At 71.5% G+C, this 18,877-nt stretch carries 17 protein-coding genes and 3 pseudogenes; 18 read left to right on the forward strand and 2 right to left on the reverse strand.

The annotated features are described in order from the left end of the window. The first annotated feature begins 31 nt into the window (after positions 1-31). Positions 32-1,570, forward strand: coding sequence for a GTPase HflX (gene hflX, locus JN350_RS09085; RefSeq protein WP_111084601.1), 1,539 nt, complete (start codon positions 32-34; stop codon positions 1,568-1,570). A gap of 164 nt (positions 1,571-1,734) precedes the next feature. Here the strand turns inward: hflX and lexA are convergent. Then, positions 1,735-2,377 (reverse strand): annotated as a pseudogene (gene lexA, locus JN350_RS09090) (transcriptional repressor LexA). Positions 2,378-2,612: 235 nt separating this feature from the next. Here lexA and JN350_RS09095 point away from each other — a divergent pair. The 17 genes and pseudogenes from JN350_RS09095 (at position 2,613) to JN350_RS20805 (ending at position 16,579) form a co-directional block, all read left to right on the forward strand. Continuing rightward, complete coding sequence (locus JN350_RS09095) at positions 2,613-2,990, forward strand: LysM peptidoglycan-binding domain-containing protein (protein WP_111084603.1); 378 nt, start codon at positions 2,613-2,615, stop codon at positions 2,988-2,990. A 75-nt stretch (positions 2,991-3,065) separates the two neighbouring features. Beyond that, positions 3,066-4,172 carry a histidinol-phosphate transaminase gene (locus tag JN350_RS09100; RefSeq protein WP_205464274.1) on the forward strand — a complete coding sequence of 369 codons (1,107 nt, stop codon included), beginning with the start codon at positions 3,066-3,068 and terminating at the stop codon, positions 4,170-4,172. Further along, on the forward strand, positions 4,169-4,771 hold the full coding sequence (gene hisB / locus JN350_RS09105) for an imidazoleglycerol-phosphate dehydratase HisB (RefSeq protein ID WP_205464275.1): 603 nt from the start codon (positions 4,169-4,171) through the stop codon (positions 4,769-4,771). Before JN350_RS09100 ends, hisB begins: the two co-directional genes overlap by 4 nt. Further along, positions 4,768-5,403 carry an imidazole glycerol phosphate synthase subunit HisH gene (gene hisH, locus JN350_RS09110; protein WP_205464276.1) on the forward strand — a complete coding sequence of 212 codons (636 nt, stop codon included), beginning with the start codon at positions 4,768-4,770 and terminating at the stop codon, positions 5,401-5,403. The genes hisB and hisH overlap by 4 nt, the downstream gene beginning before the upstream one ends. A 112-nt stretch (positions 5,404-5,515) precedes the next feature. Beyond that, the gene (priA, locus tag JN350_RS09115; protein WP_205464277.1) at positions 5,516-6,262 is read left to right on the forward strand and encodes a bifunctional 1-(5-phosphoribosyl)-5-((5-phosphoribosylamino)methylideneamino)imidazole-4-carboxamide isomerase/phosphoribosylanthranilate isomerase PriA; all 747 of its coding nucleotides are present in this window, start codon (positions 5,516-5,518) and stop codon (positions 6,260-6,262) included. A 4-nt stretch (positions 6,263-6,266) separates the two neighbouring features. Then, the gene (locus JN350_RS09120; RefSeq protein ID WP_205464278.1) at positions 6,267-7,094 is read left to right on the forward strand and encodes an SseB family protein; all 828 of its coding nucleotides are present in this window, start codon (positions 6,267-6,269) and stop codon (positions 7,092-7,094) included. A gap of 103 nt (positions 7,095-7,197) precedes the next feature. After that, on the forward strand, positions 7,198-8,073 hold the full coding sequence (locus JN350_RS09125) for a ParA family protein (protein ID WP_111084609.1): 876 nt from the start codon (positions 7,198-7,200) through the stop codon (positions 8,071-8,073). Next, positions 8,057-8,859 (forward strand): annotated as a pseudogene (locus JN350_RS09130) (segregation and condensation protein A). Before JN350_RS09125 ends, JN350_RS09130 begins: the two are co-directional and overlap by 17 nt. Next, complete coding sequence (gene scpB, locus JN350_RS09135) at positions 8,849-9,550, forward strand: SMC-Scp complex subunit ScpB (RefSeq protein ID WP_461964308.1); 702 nt, start codon at positions 8,849-8,851, stop codon at positions 9,548-9,550. Before JN350_RS09130 ends, scpB begins: the two are co-directional and overlap by 11 nt. 1,096 nt (positions 9,551-10,646) lie before the next feature. Next, positions 10,647-11,438, forward strand: coding sequence for a pseudouridine synthase (locus tag JN350_RS19295; protein WP_240347709.1), 792 nt, complete (start codon positions 10,647-10,649; stop codon positions 11,436-11,438). 94 nt (positions 11,439-11,532) lie between these two features. Next, positions 11,533-12,644: pseudogene (locus JN350_RS09145) on the forward strand (prephenate dehydrogenase). Positions 12,645-12,883: 239 nt separating this feature from the next. Next, positions 12,884-13,540, forward strand: coding sequence for a (d)CMP kinase (cmk, locus tag JN350_RS09150; RefSeq protein WP_111084641.1), 657 nt, complete (start codon positions 12,884-12,886; stop codon positions 13,538-13,540). 44 nt (positions 13,541-13,584) lie between these two features. Next, complete coding sequence (der, locus tag JN350_RS09155; RefSeq protein WP_205464420.1) at positions 13,585-15,168, forward strand: ribosome biogenesis GTPase Der; 1,584 nt, start codon at positions 13,585-13,587, stop codon at positions 15,166-15,168. A 113-nt stretch (positions 15,169-15,281) separates the two neighbouring features. Then, a complete protein-coding gene (locus JN350_RS09160) occupies positions 15,282-15,803 on the forward strand; it encodes a hypothetical protein (protein WP_205464281.1) in 522 nt (173 codons plus the stop codon). Then, a complete protein-coding gene (locus JN350_RS09165) occupies positions 15,770-15,916 on the forward strand; it encodes a hypothetical protein (RefSeq protein WP_205464282.1) in 147 nt (48 codons plus the stop codon). The genes JN350_RS09160 and JN350_RS09165 overlap by 34 nt, the downstream gene beginning before the upstream one ends. Before the next feature lie 142 nt (positions 15,917-16,058). Continuing rightward, positions 16,059-16,343 (forward strand): hypothetical protein, encoded by a 285-nt coding sequence (locus JN350_RS20800; RefSeq protein WP_461964311.1) that lies wholly within the window; start codon positions 16,059-16,061, stop codon positions 16,341-16,343. Beyond that, the gene (locus JN350_RS20805; protein WP_461964313.1) at positions 16,325-16,579 is read left to right on the forward strand and encodes a hypothetical protein; all 255 of its coding nucleotides are present in this window, start codon (positions 16,325-16,327) and stop codon (positions 16,577-16,579) included. The genes JN350_RS20800 and JN350_RS20805 overlap by 19 nt, the downstream gene beginning before the upstream one ends. Before the next feature lie 108 nt (positions 16,580-16,687). Here the strand turns inward: JN350_RS20805 and JN350_RS09175 are convergent, their stop codons facing one another. Further along, complete coding sequence (locus tag JN350_RS09175; RefSeq protein ID WP_461964315.1) at positions 16,688-18,856, reverse strand: RecQ family ATP-dependent DNA helicase; 2,169 nt, start codon at positions 18,854-18,856, stop codon at positions 16,688-16,690. Positions 18,857-18,877: the final 21 nt, after the last annotated feature.

Raw genomic sequence — 18,877 nt, forward strand, 5'->3', positions numbered from 1 at the left:
CGAGGCCCGCCGGAGGTACCCTGTGGACAGGATGACGGATACCCATCAGCAGAACGACCAGACCAACGACGACAGCGCAGACGGTGTCGTCGAACGGGTGTTGCGCAACGCCGACCGCCGCGCAGCATCGTCCATCTTCGCCCCCGCCCAGGCGATCCAGACCCGCTCGGTCGACGAGCACGGGTGGGACGGCGACGGCGACCAGTACGACCGTGAGGACCGGGCGGCCCTGCGCCGCGTCGCCGGCCTCTCCACCGAGCTCGAGGACGTCACCGAGGTCGAGTACCGCCAGCTGCGGCTCGAACAGGTCGTCCTGATCGGCGTGTACCCGCACGGTGACGCGCAGGATGCCGAGAACTCCCTGCGGGAGCTGTCGGCCCTGGCCGAGACGGCCGGCGCGGTGGTCCTCGACGGACTCCTCCAGCGTCGACCGAACCCCGACCCCGCGACCTACCTCGGCAAGGGCAAGGCGGAAGAGCTCGCGATGGTCGTCAAGGCCACGGGCGCCGACACGGTGATCGCGGACACCGAGCTCGCCCCGTCGCAGCGCCGTGCGCTCGAGGACGTGGTGAAGGTCAAGGTCATCGACCGCACGGCCGTGATCCTCGACATCTTCAGCCAGCACGCGAAGACCCGAGAGGGCAAGGCCCAGGTCGAGCTCGCGCAGCTCCAGTACCTGCTGCCCCGACTGCGCGGCTGGGGTGACTCGATGTCCCGGCAGGCCGGTGGTCAGGTCTCCGGCGGCGCGGGCATGGGCTCGCGTGGTCCCGGTGAGACGAAGATCGAGCTCGACCGACGTCGCATCCACACCCGCATGTCGAAGCTCCGCCGCCAGATCGCCGGGTTCCGCCCCGCGCGCGAGGCGAAGCGCGCCGACCGCCACCGCAACGAGGTGCCGAGCGTCGCGATCGCCGGCTACACGAACGCGGGCAAGTCCTCGCTCCTGAACCGTCTGACGAGCGCCGGGGTGCTGGTGCAGAACCAGCTGTTCGCGACGCTGGACGCCACGGTCCGCCGGACCGAGAGCACGAAGGGCCGCGAGTTCACCTTCGTGGACACGGTCGGCTTCGTCCGGAACCTGCCGCACCAGCTGGTCGAGGCCTTCCGCTCCACCCTCGAGGAGGTCGGCGAGGCCGACGTCATCGTGCACGTGGTCGACGGCTCGCACCCCGACCCCGGGGCGCAGCTCGCGACCGTGCGCGAGGTCATCGGCGACGTCGGCGCGCACGACATCCCCGAGATCGTCGTGTTCAACAAGGCCGACCTGATCGACGACGCACAACGCCTGGTCCTGATCGGGCTCGCGTCGGACGCCGTCTTCGTGTCGGCGCGCACGGGCGAGGGCATCCCGGAGCTCCTCCGCACCATCGAGGAGCGCCTGCCGGAGCCCGACGTCGAGCTCACGGTGGTCGTGCCCTACGACCGCGGTGACCTCGTCTCCACGCTGCACGACGCCGGCGCGGTCGACTCCGTCGACTACGTCGAGGACGGCACCCGCCTGCGCGTGCGTGTCTTCCAGCGCCAGGTCGCGGAGCTCGATCCGTACGTGGTCGCCCCCGTCACGTCCTGACGGTCGGCACCGACTGACGGCCGGGAGGCCCGACCCGAGTCCGTCGCGCGGGTGCGGTCCGGCCGCGGTTCCGTTCAACGCCGCACAACCGAAATCGGCTCGAACCACGAGATCTCGTGGTTCGAGCCGATTGTTGTCGTGCGCCGGTCAGTGCCCGGCGTGCTTCACAGGGAGCGGAGGACCGCGACGACCTTGCCGAGCACCGACGCCGCGTCGCCGAGGATCGGCTCGAACGCGGTGTTGCGGGGAGCAGCCACGTGTGACCGTCGCGCTGACGGAAGACCTTGACGGTGGCCTCTTCGTCGAGCATGGCGGCGACGATGTCACCGTTCTCGGCGGTCTGCTGCGAGCGGACGACCACCCAGTCGCCGTCGCAGATAGCGGCGTCGATCATCGACTCGCCGACGACCTTGAGCATGAAGAGGTCGCCGGTGCCGACGAGCTGCCGGGGAGCGGGACGATCTCGTCGACGTGCTGCTCCGCCGTGATCGGGACACCGGCGGCGATCCGGCCGACCAGGGGCACGAGCGTGGTGGCGTCGACGTCAGGACCGGTGACGTCCGGGGTGGGCTCGTCGACCAGGACCTCGAGCGCACGCGGACGGTTCGGGTCGCGGCGGATCCAGCCGCCGAGCTCGAGCTGGCCGAGTTGGTGGGACACGCTCGACAGCGAGGAGAGCCCGGCCGCGTCGCCGATCTCACGCATGCTCGGCGGGTAGCCCCGCGAGGCGATGGACGCGCGGATCGCGTCGAGGATCGTCTGCTGCTTCGCGGTCAGCGGCTTCTGGCCCCGCAGTTCGTCCACCACGTCGTCTCGCTTTCGTCGATGCTGAGCGGCCGTGGCGGGAATGTCGGTGGTCCCCGTTTGACTTGTCCCAGTCGATCGAAACAGTATCCGACCGGTCAACCCCGGACAAACACCTGTTCGAGCGTGTCGCAAGAAAACCCCGCAGAAATCCGCTCCAAGGACTTGTGCGTCGTCAGATTCGAAACTATGTTCGGTACACGACTTCGGTTCACCCGAACGGGAAGGCAAGAACGACATGAGCACCATCGCCATCGCTGACATCCAGCGCACCGCGGCCCCCGCCGTGCGCGTCCGCCTGCGCCTGACGCGCCGCGGCCGCATCGTCTTCACGACGCTCGCCGCGCTCCCTCTCCTCATCGTCGTCGCCTTCTTCGTCCTGAACGGCGGCCAGGCGTCCGCCGGTGACGCCGCCGCTGGTGGCGCCCGGACGCAGTTCGACACGGTCACGATCCAGCCGGGCGAGACGCTCTGGCAGCTGGCCGAGGACACCGCGCCGAACGCCGACCCGCGCGACTTCGTGCAGGACGTCATCAGCCTCAACGCCCTCGACGGCTCCGGGCTGCAGGCCGGCGAGCAGATCGCCATCCCGACGAAGTACACCTCCGGCCAGTAGTCGCTGCAAGTGGTCGAGGGCAGTCCCGTCCGGACGGCTGGTCGTCCGGTGGACACAGCGGCCTACGATGGATCGGTGGCATTCACGCTGGAAGACCTCCCGATCCGAGATGACCTCCGCGGTCAGAGCCCCTACGGCGCTCCACAGAAGCACGTCCGCGTCCAGCTGAACGTCAACGAAAACACGCATCCCGTGCCGGACGACGTGGCTGACGACATCGTCGCCTCGATCCGACAGGCGCTCGCGACGGTGAACCGCTACCCGGACCGCGAGTTCACGGAGCTTCGCGAGTCGCTGGCTGGGTACCTCGGGCACGGCCTGTCGGCAGAACAACTGTGGGCGGCGAACGGCTCGAACGAGGTCCTCCAGCAGCTGTTGCAGGCCTTCGGCGGCCCGGGGCGTTCCGTCCTCGGGTTCCCGCCCACCTACTCGATGCACTCGATCCTGGCGTCCGGCACCGGCACGACCTGGATCCCGGCGCAGCGCGATGACGAGTACCGCATCTCGCCCGAGACCGTCGTGGCGGCGATCGAGCAACACCGGCCGGACATCGTGTTCCTGTGCGGGCCGAACAACCCCACGGGCACACCGTTGCCGATCGAGACGATCGAGGCCGCGTACGCCGCGACCGACGGCATCGTGATGGTGGACGAGGCCTACGCCGAGTTCATGCCGGCCGACGTGCCGAGCGCCCTCACGCTGCTGCCCGGGCGTGAGCGACTCGTGGTCTCCCGGACCATGAGCAAGGCGTTCGCGTTCGCCGGTGCACGGGTCGGCTACATGGCGGCACACCCCGCCGTGATCGACGCCGTCCGGCTCGTGCGGCTGCCGTACCACCTGTCCGTCCTGACGCAGGCGGCCGCGGTCGCGGCACTGCGCCACGCGCCCGAGATGCTCGCGATGGTCGACGACATCAAGCAGCAGCGCGACCGGATGGTGACCGAGCTGCAGGCCATGGGCTACCGGACGTACGAGACCTGGTCGAACTTCGTCCTGTTCGGTGGGGTCGCCGACCCGCACGCCGCGTTCGAGTCGCTGCTCGAGCGGGACGTCATCGTGCGCGACCTCGGGATCCCGAACCACCTGCGGGTGAGTGCCGGCACCGAAGAGGAGACCACCGCGTTCCTCGACGCCATGCGGCAGGTCGCGGCCGAGCAGCCGCCGGTTAGGGTTGGGGCATGACCGCCCGTACCGCCTCGATCAGCCGCAGCACGAGCGAATCGAGAGTCGAACTCGAGCTCGACCTCGACGGCACCGGCTCGTCCGACATCTCGACGAGCGTGCCGTTCTTCGACCACATGCTGACCGCGTTCAGCAAGCACTCGCTCATCGACCTGCGCGTGCGCTCGACCGGTGACACCGACATCGACGTGCACCACACGGTCGAGGACACCGGCATCGTGCTCGGACAGGCCCTCAAGCAGGCCCTCGGTGACCGCTCCGGCATCGGCCGCTACGGCGACGCCCTCGTGCCCCTCGACGAAGCGCTGGCCCAGGCGGTCGTCGACGTCTCCGGGCGTCCGTTCCTCGTGCACTCGGGTGAGCCCGAAGGGTTCGAGTTCCACCGCATCGGCGGTCACTTCACCGGGTCGATGATCCGCCACGTGTTCGAGGCGATCACGTTCAACGCGGGCATCACCGTGCACGTCAGGGTGCTCGGTGGCCGCGACCCGCACCACATCGCCGAAGCCGAGTTCAAGGCGTTCGCGCGTGCGATGCGCAAGGCGGTCGAGCTCGACCCGCGCGTCGACGGCATCCCCTCCACCAAGGGCGCACTGTGACCGCGAAGCCGAACGTCGTCGTCCTCGACTACGGGTCGGGCAACGTCCACTCCGCCGCCAAGGCACTCGAGCGCGCCGGAGCCGAGGTCACGCTGACCTCCGACAAGCAGGCGGCGCTCCGTGCCGACGGCCTGCTCGTGCCCGGGGTCGGGGCGTTCGCCGCGGTCATCGACCAGCTCGAGGGCGTCCAGGGCGGCGAGATCGTCGACCACCGTCTGGCCGGCGGCCGTCCGGTGCTCGGCATCTGCGTCGGCATGCAGGTGCTGTTCTCCCGCGGCATCGAGCGCGGAGCCGACGTCGACGGGCTCGGGCAGTGGCCCGGCACCGTCGAGCAGCTCCAGGCCGAGGTCCTGCCGCACATGGGCTGGAACACCGTCCAGGCACCAGAGGACTCCGTGCTGTTCGACGGACTGCACGACGAGCGGTTCTACTTCGTGCACTCGTACGGCGTGACCGACTTCCCGCTCGACGCCTACGGTCCGTTCCGTGCTCCCGGCCTGACGTGGGCCGAACACGGGCAGCGGTTCATCGCCGCGGTCGAGAACGGGCCGCTCACCGCGACCCAGTTCCACCCCGAGAAGTCCGGCGAGCCGGGCATCCGCCTGCTGACCAACTGGGTGCGCTCGCTCTGAACCCGGCCCGCGACGGGGCGCGACGGCGCCGCCGGACGCGCCACGGGCCTCCAGGCCGAACCCCGCACCTCCTCCACCGCACCTTCTCCACCGTGACGAAACCGACAGGACCATGACCGACCTCACCGACACTTCGCCCCTCGTCCTGCTGCCCGCCGTCGACGTCGTCGACGGCCAGGCCATCCGGCTGACCCAGGGCGAGGCGGGGAGCGAGACCGGCTACGGCGACCCCGTCGCCGCCGCGCGCACCTGGCGCGACCAGGGCGCGGAGTGGATCCACCTGGTGGACCTCGACGCGGCCTTCGGGCGGGGCGACAACCGCAAGGTGATCGCGCACGCGATCCGCGAGGTCGACGGCGTCTCCGTCGAGCTGTCGGGCGGCATCCGCGACGATGCCTCGCTCGAAGCGGCGCTGGCCACCGGCGCCGCCCGGGTCAACCTCGGCACGGCTGCGCTCGAGAACCCGGACTGGGCCGCTCGGGTGATCGGCGAGTACGGCGAGCAGATCGCGGTCGGGCTCGACGTGCGTGGAACGACCCTCGCCAGCCGCGGCTGGACCGAGGACGCCGGCGACCTGTGGGAGGTGCTCGACCGGCTCGAGGCCGCGGGGTGCGCTCGCTACGTCGTCACCGACGTCACGAAGGACGGCACGCTGCAGGGCCCGAACGTCGAGCTGCTGCGCCAGGTGTGCGACCGGACCGACCAGCCCGTCGTGGCCTCTGGTGGGATCTCGACGCTCGACGACCTGCGGGCGCTGCGCGAGCTCGTGCCGTTCGGGCTCGAGGGCGCGATCATCGGCAAGGCGCTGTACTCCGGGGCGTTCACGCTGCCGGCCGCACTCGACATCGCCTCGGAGTAGCGGCGTGGCGGGGATCTCCAACGGGCGCGGAACCGGTCCGGACGCGGCAACCGGTCCCGACGACGCGCACACCCCGGGTGGCGCGGCGGACTCGGCCGGCTTCACGTGGGAAGGCCGCACGTTCGACCACCACGACACCGCCTTCGCCGACGACGACGGGCTGGCCGATCCCGCGCTGACCGCGGCGATCGCGGGCGTGGCCGCCGGCGGATCGCAGGCGGCGGTCGTCGAGGCACTGCGCTCCGCCCGCCTGCTCATCCCGCTCATCGCCGAGGCCGGCGACCTCGGTGAGACCGACGCCGGCAAGCTCGTGGACAAGACCCAGGAGCTCTCGATCGTGACGGTCGCCGGGCCCGACGGGCGGAGCGTGATGCCCGCGTTCACCTCGGTCGACGCGATGCACGCCTGGGACGCCGCTGCCCGGCCCGTGCCCGTGGAGTCACGCCGGGTGGCGATGGCCGCGGCGAGCGAGGAGACGCAGCTCGTCGTGCTCGACCCGAAGTCGGCGACCGAGTTCGTGCTGCGCCGTCCCGCGGTGTGGGCGCTCGGCCAAGACCTGCCGTGGACCCCGTGCTTCGAGGACCCCGAGGTCGCCCAGGCGTTCGCCGACTCGGTCGTCGGGGAGCGCAGCGTCGCCCGCGTCGAACTGACCCCCGGTGACCCGGTCGGACGCTTCGCCGGCCCGGAGCTGACCGTCGGACTGGCGTTGCACCCGGGGCTCGACCGTGAGCAGGTCGGCGAGCTCGTCGGACGCCTGCAGCAGCGGTGGTCGACGGACGCCGTCATCGCCGAACGCGTCGACAGCATGCGCGTGGCCCTGCGGGCAGCCTGAGCCGCGCGCGGCGGCCGGGTCCGCCCTGCCACGAGCAACGCAGACCCGGCCGCGCGCGGCGGTGCGGCCCCGGGCCGGCCGACGTCGCCGGTACGATGGCCGGGTGAGCACGAACCCGACGACCAACCCCACCGGCGCGACCTCCATCGGTCCGACGGGTCGTCCTGTCCGGGAGTTCCCCGTGCCCGAGGAACTCGACAGCACCGGCCCCGCGCGCATCATCGCCCTCTGCAACCAGAAGGGCGGCGTCGGCAAGACCACCACGGCGATCAACCTCGGTGCGGCGCTGGCGGAGTACGGCCGCAAGGTCCTGGCCGTCGACTTCGACCCGCAGGGTGCGCTCTCCGCGGGCCTCGGTGTCCGCACCCACGACATCCACACCGTCTACGACCTGCTCATGGGTGCCGTGAAGGACCCGATCCAGGTCATCCAGCCGACGAACACCCCGGGGCTCGACGTGATCCCGGCGAACATCGACCTGTCCGCGGCCGAGGTGCACCTGGTCAACGAGGTCGCCCGTGAGCAGATCCTGGCGAGCGTGCTGCGCAAGGTCGCGAACGACTACGACGTGATCCTGGTCGACTGCCAGCCGTCGCTCGGCCTGCTCACCGTCAACGCCCTGACCGCGGCACACGGTGTGCTGATCCCGCTCGAGTGCGAGTTCTTCGCCCTGCGCGGTGTCGCCCTGCTCATCGAGACGATCGACAAGGTGCGCGACCGCCTCAACCCGGCGCTGACGCTCGACGGCATCCTGCCGACCATGTACGACTCGCGCACCCTGCACTCGCGCGAGGTCATGGAGCGCGTCGTCGACACCTTCGACGACCGGGTCCTCGACACCGTCATCGGGCGCACCGTGAAGTTCCCGGACGCCACGGTCTCCGCTCGACCGATCACCCAGACGGCGCCCGACCACGCCGCCGCCCACGCCTACCGGCAGCTCGCACGAGAGCTCGTCCAGCGTGGCGCCGTCGCCTGAGTCGGGGTTCCGGGTCCGGCTCACCAACTTCGACGGCCCGTTCGACCTCCTGCTGTCGCTCATCACGAAGCACGAGCTCGACATCACCGAGGTCTCGCTCGGCGTGGTCACGGGGAGTTCATCCAGTACGTGCGTCAGGCCGAGTCGGCGGACGAACTCGACGAGGCGAGCGAGTTCCTCGTCGTCGCCGCGACGCTGCTCGACCTGAAGATCGTCGGGCTGCTGCCGCAGGGCGAGCTCGTCGACGCCGAGGACGTCGCCCTGCTCGAGGCCCGCGACCTGCTGTTCGCGCGGCTGCTGCAGTACCGGGCGTTCAAGCAGGCCGCCGACTGGTTCGGCGAACGCTGGGGTGTGGAGTCGCGTCGGCACGTCCGGAGCGTCCGGCTCGAGGAGCGGTTCCGCGCCCGCACGCCCGAGCTCGTGTGGACGCTCTCGGTGCAGGACTTCGCCGCGCTGGCAGCGCTGGCGTTCGCCCCGCGGGAGATCCCGACCGTCGGCCTCGACCACCTCCACGCGCCGCTCATCAGCATCCGCGAGCAGGCCGCGATCGTCGTCTCGATCCTGCGGACACGCGACGGCGAGGGCGTCTCGTTCCGCGAACTGGTCGCGGGCGTCGACCAGACGGGTATCGTGGTGGCTCGCTTCCTCGCGATCCTGGAGCTGTACCGGAACGCATCGATCTCGTTCGAACAACTCGAGCCGCTCGGGGAACTCACGCTCCGATGGACCGCCGAGGACTGGTCCGACGAGAGCCTCGCCAACCTGGGAGCCGACTATGACGGATGACGTGCACGACACGTCCAGCGCCGAACCCGGCGGCGCCGACGAGATGGCCGATGCCCGCGCGATCGAGCACGAGATCCACGCGCGCGCCGAGCAGGGCCACGGCCCGCAGGCGCACCCGGCGATCCCGATCGACCGCCAGATCGAGGCGATCCTGATGATCGCGGACGAGCCCCAGTCGCTCGTCGCGCTCGGCGCCGCCGTGAACGCACCCGTCCCCGCCGTCCGCCAGGCCGTCGAACGCCTCGTCGCGGACTTCGACGGCGTCGACGGCACCACCCGCCGCGGGTTCGAACTCCGCGAGGTCGGCGGCGGCTGGCGCTTCTACGTCCGCCAGGACCTGGACGCCGTCGTCGAGCAGTTCGTCGAGGCCGAGCGTCCCTCGCGCCTGTCGCAGGCCGCGCTCGAGACCCTCGCGGTCGTCGCCTACAAGCAACCGATCACGCGATCCCAGATCGCGTCGATCCGCGCCGTCAACGTCGACGGCGTCGTCCGAACGCTGGTCGCGCGCGGTCTCATCGAGGAGTCGTTCACCGACTCCGAGACCGGCGCCATCAACTACGTCACGTCCGATCTGCTCCTGCAGCAGCTCGGCATCAACTCGCTCGACGAGCTGCCGCTCATCTCGCCCCTCCTGGACGACGGTGCGGACGGCTTCGGGCAGAACGAAGGGATCCCCGATGGCCGGGTTTGACGACCGGGGGCGCGGCGCGCCCCGAGACCGAGACGACCGCAACGGACGCTCAGGAGGCCCGGATCGCCCCGGGCGTTCGGCTACTGGCCGCGGCGGGGCCGGCTCCAGTGCCGGTGGCCGCTCCGGCGGGTACGGTCGCGACGACCGCGGGGGCGCACGTCCGCCGCGTGACGACGACCGTCGCGGCGGCTACCCGCCGCGCGACGACCGTAGCGGCGACCGAGGTGGGTACCGGGGCAACTCGGCTCCGCGTGATGACCGTGGCGGGTACCGGGGTCGTGACGACCGCAGCTCGGCTCCGCGTGATGACCGTGGCGGGTACCGGGGCAACTCGGCTCCGCGCGATGACCGTGGTGGCTACCGCGGGCGCGATGACCGCGCGGGCGGCGACCGTGGTGGCTACCGCGGCAACTCGGCGCCTCGTGATGACCGCGGCGGCTACCGCGGGCGCGACGACCGCAGCTCGGCTCCGCGCGATGACCGTGGTGGCTACCGCGGAAACTCTGCGCCTCGTGATGACCGCGGCGGCTACCGAGGTCGCGACGACCGCAGCTCGGCCCCTCGTGACGACCGTGGTGGCTACCGGGGTCGCGACGACCGCAGCTCCGCGCCACGCGATGACCGTGGTGGATACCGCGGGAACTCTGCTCCGCGAGATGACCGTGGTGGCTACCGCGGCCGTGACGACCGCAGCTCGGCACCCCGCGACAACCGTGACGACCGTGGTGGATACCGCGGCCGTGACGACCGCAGCTCGGCACCCCGCGACAACCGTGACGACCGCAGCTCGGCACCCCGCGACAGCCGCGACGACCGACGCGATGACCGCCGCGGTCCCGACGGCCAGCAGAGCCGCGTCTGGCACAACGGCCGCCGCTACGTCGGCGGCACCACGAGCGTCCGCAACAGCGACCGCCCCGGCAAGGGTGGCAACACCGCCAACGGCCGCACCACGCCGAAGCCGAGCGGTGAGCGCGACAGCCACGGCGCCCCGGTGGAGGGTACGCCCGAACGGCCGATCATCGAGGACTGGGACGCGGCGGACGGGACGACGTCTGCCGGGGCCGAGCCGGGCCTCCAGGCAGAGGGGGAGCGCCTGCAGAAGGTGATCGCCGCTGCGGGCGTGGCATCTCGCCGCGTCGCGGAGAACCTGATCGTCGAGGGCCGCGTGACGGTCAACGGGCAGGTGGTGGACGCCCTCGGGCGTCGTGTCGACCCCGCGACGGACGCGATCTCGGTTGACGGTGTGCCGGTGCAGATCGACTCCTCGCGGCGGTACATCGTGCTGAACAAGCCGACCGGTGTCGTCTCGAGCCTGCAGGACGAGCGCGGTCGCCGCGACCTGACCGAGTTCGTGGACCGCTACGAGGAGCGTCTGTTCAACGTCGGCCGCCTGGACACCGAGACCTCCGGGCTGCTCGTGCTGACGAACGACGGCGACCTGGCGCACGTGCTGGCCCACCCGTCGTTCGGGGTGCAGAAGACCTACATCGCGAAGGTGCACGGCAACGTGAACCCCGCCGTGGTGCAGCGTCTGACCGAGGGCGTCGAGCTCGAGGACGGTCCGATCAAGGCCGACAAGGTGCGGTTGCTCGAGTCCTCGCGGGGTGAGTCGCTCGTCGAGATCACGCTGCACTCCGGCCGCAACCGGATCGTCCGTCGCATGCTCGAGGCCGTCGACCACCCGGTCCTCGAACTCGTGCGGCGCTCGTTCGGGCCGCTGCACCTCGGCAGCCTGCCGCCGGGCAAGATGCGTGAGCTGGGCACGGTCGAGGTCGGGAAGCTGCTCGGCACCGTCCGCGATGCGAAGCCCTCCGCGCGTGACGACCGCGACGTCGCCCTCGACCAGGGCGACGACGACGAGTGGGACGACGAGACCGCGGACTGACCGCCGCAGGCCCTCGGGCCCTGACCGACACACGGGCCGTGAACGACACCCGGGCGTCGACCGACGCCCGGGTGTCGGTCGGTAGGCTTGCCCGGTGACCGACCTGACCCCGCCCGACATCGACCGCCGCGTGCGCGGCCCGGTGCGGGTCGTCGGCACCGGGCTCCTCGGCACCTCGATCGGTCTGGCGCTGCGCGAGAAGGGGTCGACGTCGTCCTCGACGACGTCTCGCCCGGTGCGCTGGCGCTCGCCGTCGACTACGGGGCCGGCCGCCGGCCCGAACCCGGCGACCAGCCCGAACTCGTGGTGGTGGCGGTCCCGCCGGACGTCGTGGCGACGGTCGTCGCCCGCGAACTGTCGGCGTACCCGGATGCCATCGTGACCGACGTCGCGAGCGTCAAGGCCGGACCGTTGGCCGAGCTCGTGGCGGCCGGTGCCGACGTCACCCGCTACATCGGGTCGCACCCGATGGCCGGACGGGAACGCAGCGGGCCGAGCGCCGCCCGCGCGGATCTGTTCGTCGGCAGCCCCTGGGTGATCGCCGGTCACGACGCCATCAGCTACCAGCGCGCCGCCGTGGTCGAGGACCTGGCGCTCGACGTCGGCGCGACCGTCGTGCCGATGGACCCGGCGTCGCACGACCTGGCCGTGGCCTACGTCTCGCACGTGCCGCAGCTCGTGTCGACGTTGATGGCCTCGCGGCTGCGTGACGCCCCCGACGGCTCCCTCGGCCTGGCGGGCGGTGGCGTCCGCGACGTCACCCGTGTCGCCGCGAGCGACCCCGGCCTGTGGGTGCAGATCATCGGCGCGAACGCGGCCAACGTCCGGCGGGTGCTGTCCGACCTGCGCGACGAGCTGAGCGGCGTGATCGGGGCGCTCGACGACCCCGCCGCCGCCGGGGCACCGCGCACCCTGGCCGAGACGATCGCCGCCGGCAACCGTGGTGTCGAACGGCTGCCCGGCAAGCACGGCACCACCAAGCGCTTCGCCCAGGTGGTCGTCCTCGTCGACGACACCCCCGGGCAGATCGCCGCGCTCCTGACGTTCATCGGGGAGATCGGCATCAACCTCGAGGACATGCGCCTCGAGCACTCACCGGGCGCGCAGATCGGCATCGTCGAGGTGTCGGTCCTGCCCGAGCAGGAACAGCGACTCGTCGAGGAACTCGAGGGTCGCGGATGGAGGATCGCAGCAGCATGGGCCTGAACGACACGAACGCAGCGACGAACGACTCCGGTGTGACCGGCGACTCCGGCGTCACCGGCGGGCCGGACGGTCCGGACTCCGGTCTGCCGACCCCGACGCCCGGTGACGGCGCTCGCGGTGGCGCGGACGGCGGCCCGCTCGGCGGTCCGGCCGGCGGCCTCGGCGAGCCCGGTGGCGAGCCCGGTTCGACGAGCGCCCCGGTACCGGCCGGTCTCACCGACGGCGCATACGTCGCGAAGATCGTCATCGCGGTCGACGGCCCCGCGGGCAGCGGCAAGTCGAGCGTCTCCCGCGCGGCCGCCCGTGCCCTCGGCTACGGCTACCAGGACACCGGCGCCGCCTACCGCGCCCTCGCCTGGCACGCCCTGCAGCAGCGGGTCGACCTCGACGACGCTGCGGCGATCCTGGCGAGCTGGGACACCTTCGACTACGCCATCGGCACCGACCCCGACGACTACTACGTGCGCGTGGGGGAGACCGACGTCACCGACGCGATCCGCACCCCGGACGTGACGGGCGCGGTGGCCCACATCGCGAAGCTCCCCGACGTCCGACACCGCCTCGTGCAGCTGTTCCGGAACGTCATGCGGAAGACCGACGCACCGGGCATCATCACCGAGGGTCGGGACATCACCACGGTGGTCGCACCCGACGCCGAGGTCCGGATCCTGCTGACGGCCGACGAGTCCGTTAGAATGGCCCGGCGCTCGGCGGAGGTCACGACCCAGTCGGCCGCAGAGACCTCCGCCGCACTCGCTCGTCGAGACGCGGCGGACGCGAAGGTCGTCGACTTCATGAACGCCGCAGACGGCGTCACGACGCTCGACTCCACCGACCTCGACTTCGACCAGACCGTGCAGGCGGTCGTCGACCTGGCCCGCGCGGCCACGCACTGACGCACGACCGGACGGCCTCGGCCGCCTGGTCACACCACGGCCGGATCTCCGGCCCGGCCGGGAACGGCCACCGACACCGCGGCTCCGGCCGCTCGCGAGGAACCCACCATGGCTCAGTTGGACAACCCGGACAACGACGACTTCCCCAGTACGACGACGCCCTCGGCGAGCGGCTCGCCGGGCTCGACGAGGCCGAGGCCGAGCAGCGCGCGACCGCGCTCCGCGCCGGACTCGAGGAGTACGACCTCGAGGACGAGGACCTCGCCCTGCTCGAGGCGGGTCAGGTCGGCGAGGACGGCGTCCACTACCTGCCCGCCTACCCGGTGCTCGCGATCGTCGGCCGCCCGAACGTCGGCAAGTCCGCGCTCGTCAACCGCATCCTCGGTCGTCGTGAGGCCGTCGTGCAGGACGTCCCCGGCGTCACGCGTGACCGCGTCAGCTACAAGGCCGACTGGAACGACAAGCGCTTCACGCTCGTCGACACCGGCGGCTGGGAGCCCGGCGCCGAGGGCATCAACGCCTCGGTCGCCGCGCAGGCCGAGGTCGCGATCGACCTCGCCGACGCCGTGCTGTTCGTCGTCGACGTCACGGTCGGGATCACCGCCACCGACGAGCACGTCGTCAAGATGCTCCGCGGCACCGACCGCCCCGTCATCGTCGTCGCGAACAAGGCCGACGACGAGCGCCGTGAACTCGACGCCTACGAGCTCTGGAACCTGGGGCTCGGCGAGCCGCACCCCGTTTCGGCGCTGCACGGCCGTGGCGTCGCGGACCTGCTCGACCTGATCATCAAGACGCTGCCCGACACCTCGGCCGTCGCGAAGCAGGAGGTCGGTGGCCCCCGCCGCGTCGCCATCCTCGGCCGTCCGAACGTCGGCAAGAGCTCGCTGCTCAACAAGGCTGCCGGTGAAGAGCGCGTCGTCGTGAACGACATCGCCGGCACCACCCGCGACCCGGTGGACGAGCAGATCGAGCTCGGCGGCAAGGTGTGGCGGTTCGTCGACACCGCCGGCATCCGGAAGCGCGTCCACATGCAGCAGGGCGCCGACTTCTACGCCTCGCTCCGCACCACCGCGGCGCTCGAGAAGGCCGAGGTCGCCGTCGTCGTCCTCGACGTCACCGAGCCCGTCTCCGTGCAGGACCTGCGCATCATCGACCTGGTGCTCGAGTCGGGTCGTGCGCTCGTCCTGGCCTACAACAAGTGGGACCTGCTCGACGACGAACGGCGCCGCTACCTCGAGCGTGAGATCGAGCAGGACCTGGCGCACGTCGCCTGGGCCCCGCGCGTGAACATCTCCGCCCGTACCGGCCGTCACCTCGAGAAGCTCGTGCCGGCGCTCGAGACCGCCCTCGCGTCGTGGGACACCCGCATCCCGACGGGCAAGGTCAACGCCTTCATCGCCGAGCTCGTCCAGGAGCACCCCCACCCCGTGCGCGGCGGCAAGCAGCCCCGCATCCTGTTCGGGACCCAGGCGTCGAGCCAGCCGCCGACGTTCGTGCTCTTCACGTCGGCGTTCCTCGACCCGCAGTACCGACGGTTCATCACCCGTCGACTCCGCGAGGTCTGGGGCTTCTCCGGCACCCCGATCAACGTCAACATGCGCGTGCGCGAGCGCCGGAAGCGCTGAGCCGCAGCCGCACCACACACAACGCGTCCCGTCTGCACGGGGCGCGTTGTGCGTTCGCGCTCGGCTGGGAGGCCCGGAGCGCGTCCGCAGCGTCGGCGCGGCATCATGGGACCGTGCGCATCGGGCGGTGGGGAACGGATCGACGTCGGCTCGCCCTGGTGGGTGCCCTCGTCGCCGTGGTCGTCGTCGGCTCGGTGTCGCTCTGGACGGTCTCGCACGCACCGTCCGAGGACGACGCTGTCACCCGCTCCGATCGAGCTGTACCCGAACCCGCGCAGTCGCCCGCGGAGGGGCTGCGACCGTCCAACGGCCTCGGCGCACCCCTGCCCGAGGAGTCCCCGGCCGTGCAGCCCGTCGATTCGTCGCCGATCGAGCCGTGGTGGCGCCGTGTCCCGCCGGTCTCCGGGGACATCGTCGGCATCGACGGCGCGGCTGCCTCTGGACACGTCCACATCGCGGGGAACACGGGTGACGCCACGCTCGCGGTCGACATATCGCACCTGAGGACGGGAACGACGGGGCCGGTCGACGTCGTGTTGTCCGGTGGGACGGTCACCGGTGGCAAGGACCCGGAGTGGACGCCGGCGGGGAGTCCTTCGACGTGTTCCAGGCCGCCGGCGTCGAACAGGGGCTGACCGTCGTGCTGAGCGATCCGTGGACGTTGCCCGACGAGGTCCGCTCCCTCGTCCTGCTCGATGCGGCGACCGGCAGCGTGCTGGGCGGCGCGGCGCTCGTGCCGAGCGACTGAGCCGTCTGGCCCTGGTAGTCCTCCGCCGATCCGGAACGACATCGTCGACGTCGTGCGACCTCGACGATGTCGTTCGGCGTCGGCGTCGGCGTCGGGGTCGGGGCGGTACGCCGACGGCCGTTCGATGCGGCACGATGTACTGGTGACGCAGCGCAACGACGGACTCGGTGGCCTCGCCGACCGTCTGTGGTGCCGGCTGCGGCTCGACCGGCTGGCCGGAGGTCGCCAGGGCGGGTACGTCATCCGCCAGGACATGCTCGAGCACCCCGACACCGTGCGCTCCTTCCGGTGGATCCGGTGGCTGCTCGTCGCGGAGACGATCGTCGGACTCGCTGCCATCGTCGTGGCCGTGCTGCTGACGCGCGCGGGGAGACCGTGCCGTGGGCGGTGTGGTTCCGGGCGACAGTCGTGCTGCTCATCACCCTGACGCTCTACGTGTTCGCGTGGCGGGCGCAGCTCGGGTACTACTGGGCGTACCAGCGGGTGCGACTGTTCAGCCGGATCTTCCCGATCGTGACGCTCATCGTGGCGGCGATCCCCGGGCTGTACCCGTTCTGGATGGTGATCGAGCAGATCGTGTTCTCGCTGCTCATGATCGGCATCGGCGACGTGCTCACCACCGACCACATGCGCGCCACGTTCCCCAAACCCGCCCGCCGCTAGCGCCGTCGACCGCCGGCTCCGGCGCCCGCACCACTCGTGCGACAGTCCACGCGTCGATCGACTCGTGGACTGTCGCGGAACGGGTGCGGCGCCGGGCGCCCGCGGCGGCTAGGCGACGGTGGCCAGCGCGAAGGGCAGCACGGCGGCGGCCCCGGCACGCCGGAGTTCGCGGCCCGCGACGGTCATCGTCCACCGGCTGTCGACCAGGTCGTCGACGAGCAGCACCGGGCCGTCGTGCGACTGCAGTGCTTCGGCGAGCGAGGGCCCGACCTGGAACGTGTCCCACACGCCGGACAACCGGTACGCGCTGTTCGTCGCACCGTCGCCGCGGGGTGTGCCGCCGTTCCGGTCGAGCGTGCCGAGGAACTGCAGCCGCCCGATCGTGGACAGCGCCTGGCCCAGCGACCCCACGAGCTGCGGCCGTGACCGCGAGGACATCGCCACGACCCCGGTCGGCCGGGTCTCCCACGGCCAGTCCTTGAGTGCCCGGACACAGCCGTCGACGAGCTCGCGGGAGATCGGAGCGTCGGGCGTCGACGGCGAGAACAGCGCACGGAGTGGCCCGCCCCAGCCGAGGTCGGTCAGACGAGCCACCGCGCGACCGGGCTGCACGAGCTCGTCGGCGCCGATCTTGCCCCGCACCGAGACACCGAGCGACGACATGCCCGACGGCCACTGGGCACGCGGGGCGATCTCGACACCGACCTTGTCGAGCGCGGCAGCCGCACCGGACGAGTCCGTGTCGGAGACCGCGGTCGGGAACCACGCCCCGGCGCAGTTGTCACACCGGCCGCAGGGCTCCGCGGAGGGGTCGTCGAGGTCCTGCTGCAACAGCTGCATGCGGCACGCCGAGGTGGACTCGTAGTCGAGCATCGACGCGGCCTCGGCAGAACGTGCCGCAGCGACCCGCTCGTACCGCGGGGCGTCGTACTGCCACGGCTGCCCGGTGGAGACCCAGCCGCCGGTGACGCGTCGAACCGCTCCGTCGACGTCGAGCACCTTGAGCAGGAGTTCGAGGGTGGAGCGCTTGATGTCGACCAGGCCCTCGAGCGCGACGGTCGACATCGCGGTGTCGGTGGACAGGGCGCCGAGCACCGCGGAGGCCCGGGCCTCGGTCGGCATGGACGCGCTGGCGAAGTACTGCCAGATCTCACGGTCCTCACGACCGGGCAGCAGCAGCACGTCGGCGTTGTCGGTGGCACGACCCGCACGACCGATCTGCTGGTAGTAGGCGACGGGCGACGAAGGCGCGCCCACGTGCACGACGAACCCGAGGTCCGGCTTGTCGAACCCCATGCCGAGCGCACTCGTGGCGACGAGGGCCTTCAGCTCGTTGCCCTTGAGCTGCTGCTCGAGCTGCTCCCGCTCGTCGGTGTCGGTGCGCCCCGTGTAGGCCCGGACGGCGTACCCGTTGTCGCGCAGCAGTCGAGCGATGTCCTCGGCAGCCGAGACCGTGAGCGTGTAGATGATGCCGCTGCCGGGCAGGTCGCCGAGGTGCGCGAGCAGCCAGCCGAGCCGCTGCCGGGCGTCGGGCAGCGTCAGCACACCGAGCCGGAGGGACGCCCGGGCGAGCGATCCGCGGATCGTGAAGACCGGGTCGGCCGGGCCGGCGGTGAGCTGCTCGGCGACGTCCTCGACCACGCGCTCGTTCGCCGTCGCGGTGGTCGCCAGGACGGGCACGCCGTGGGGGAGCGAGCGGATGAGTTCGGCCAACCGGCGGTAGTCCGGTCGGAAGTCGTGGCCCCAGTCCGAGATGCAGTGCGCCTCGTCGACCACGAGCATGCCCATCCGCGCGATGAGGGTCGGCATCTGCTCGTCGCGGAACTTCGGGTTGTTCAGGCGTTCGGGGGAGACGAGGAGCACGTCGACCTCGTCACGGGCGAGCGCGGCCTGGGTCTCGCCCCACTCGTGGGCGTTCGCCGAGTTGATCGACACCGCACGGACCCCCGCTCGGGCAGCTGCCGCCACCTGGTCGCGCATCAGTGCCAGCAGCGGTGACACCAGCACCGTCGGGCCACCACCACGGCGACGGAGCAGCAGGGTCGCGAGGAAGTACACGGCGGACTTGCCCCACCCGGTGCGCTGCACGACCAGGGCGCGCTGCCGGTGCTCGACCAGGGCCGAGATCGCCTCGAGCTGGCCGGGGTGGAAGACCGCGTCGGGGCGCCCCGTGAGCGCAGCGAGCGCCTGCTGTGCCTCGGCGGCGATGTCCGCAGACGGCGAGACGACAGACGGAGCGGCGGGGGGATGTCCATGCCCCCATGCTGTCAGGAGCAACCGACGAAACGCGCCCCTCCC

The sequence above is a fragment of the Curtobacterium sp. 24E2 genome (assembly GCF_016925595.1).
Classification (GTDB): domain Bacteria; phylum Actinomycetota; class Actinomycetes; order Actinomycetales; family Microbacteriaceae; genus Curtobacterium.

What these genes read in the sequence shown, in the direction of transcription:
- hisB (WP_205464275.1), top strand. Translation starts at nt 4,169, where the DNA reads ATGACCGCCCGTACCGCCTCGATCAGCCGCAGCACGAGCGAATCGAGA.
- JN350_RS09095 (WP_111084603.1), top strand. Translation starts at nt 2,613, where the DNA reads ATGAGCACCATCGCCATCGCTGACATCCAGCGCACCGCGGCCCCCGCC.
- scpB (WP_461964308.1), top strand. Translation starts at nt 8,849, where the DNA reads ATGACGGATGACGTGCACGACACGTCCAGCGCCGAACCCGGCGGCGCC.
- hflX (WP_111084601.1), top strand. Translation starts at nt 32, where the DNA reads ATGACGGATACCCATCAGCAGAACGACCAGACCAACGACGACAGCGCA.
- priA (WP_205464277.1), top strand. Translation starts at nt 5,516, where the DNA reads ATGACCGACCTCACCGACACTTCGCCCCTCGTCCTGCTGCCCGCCGTC.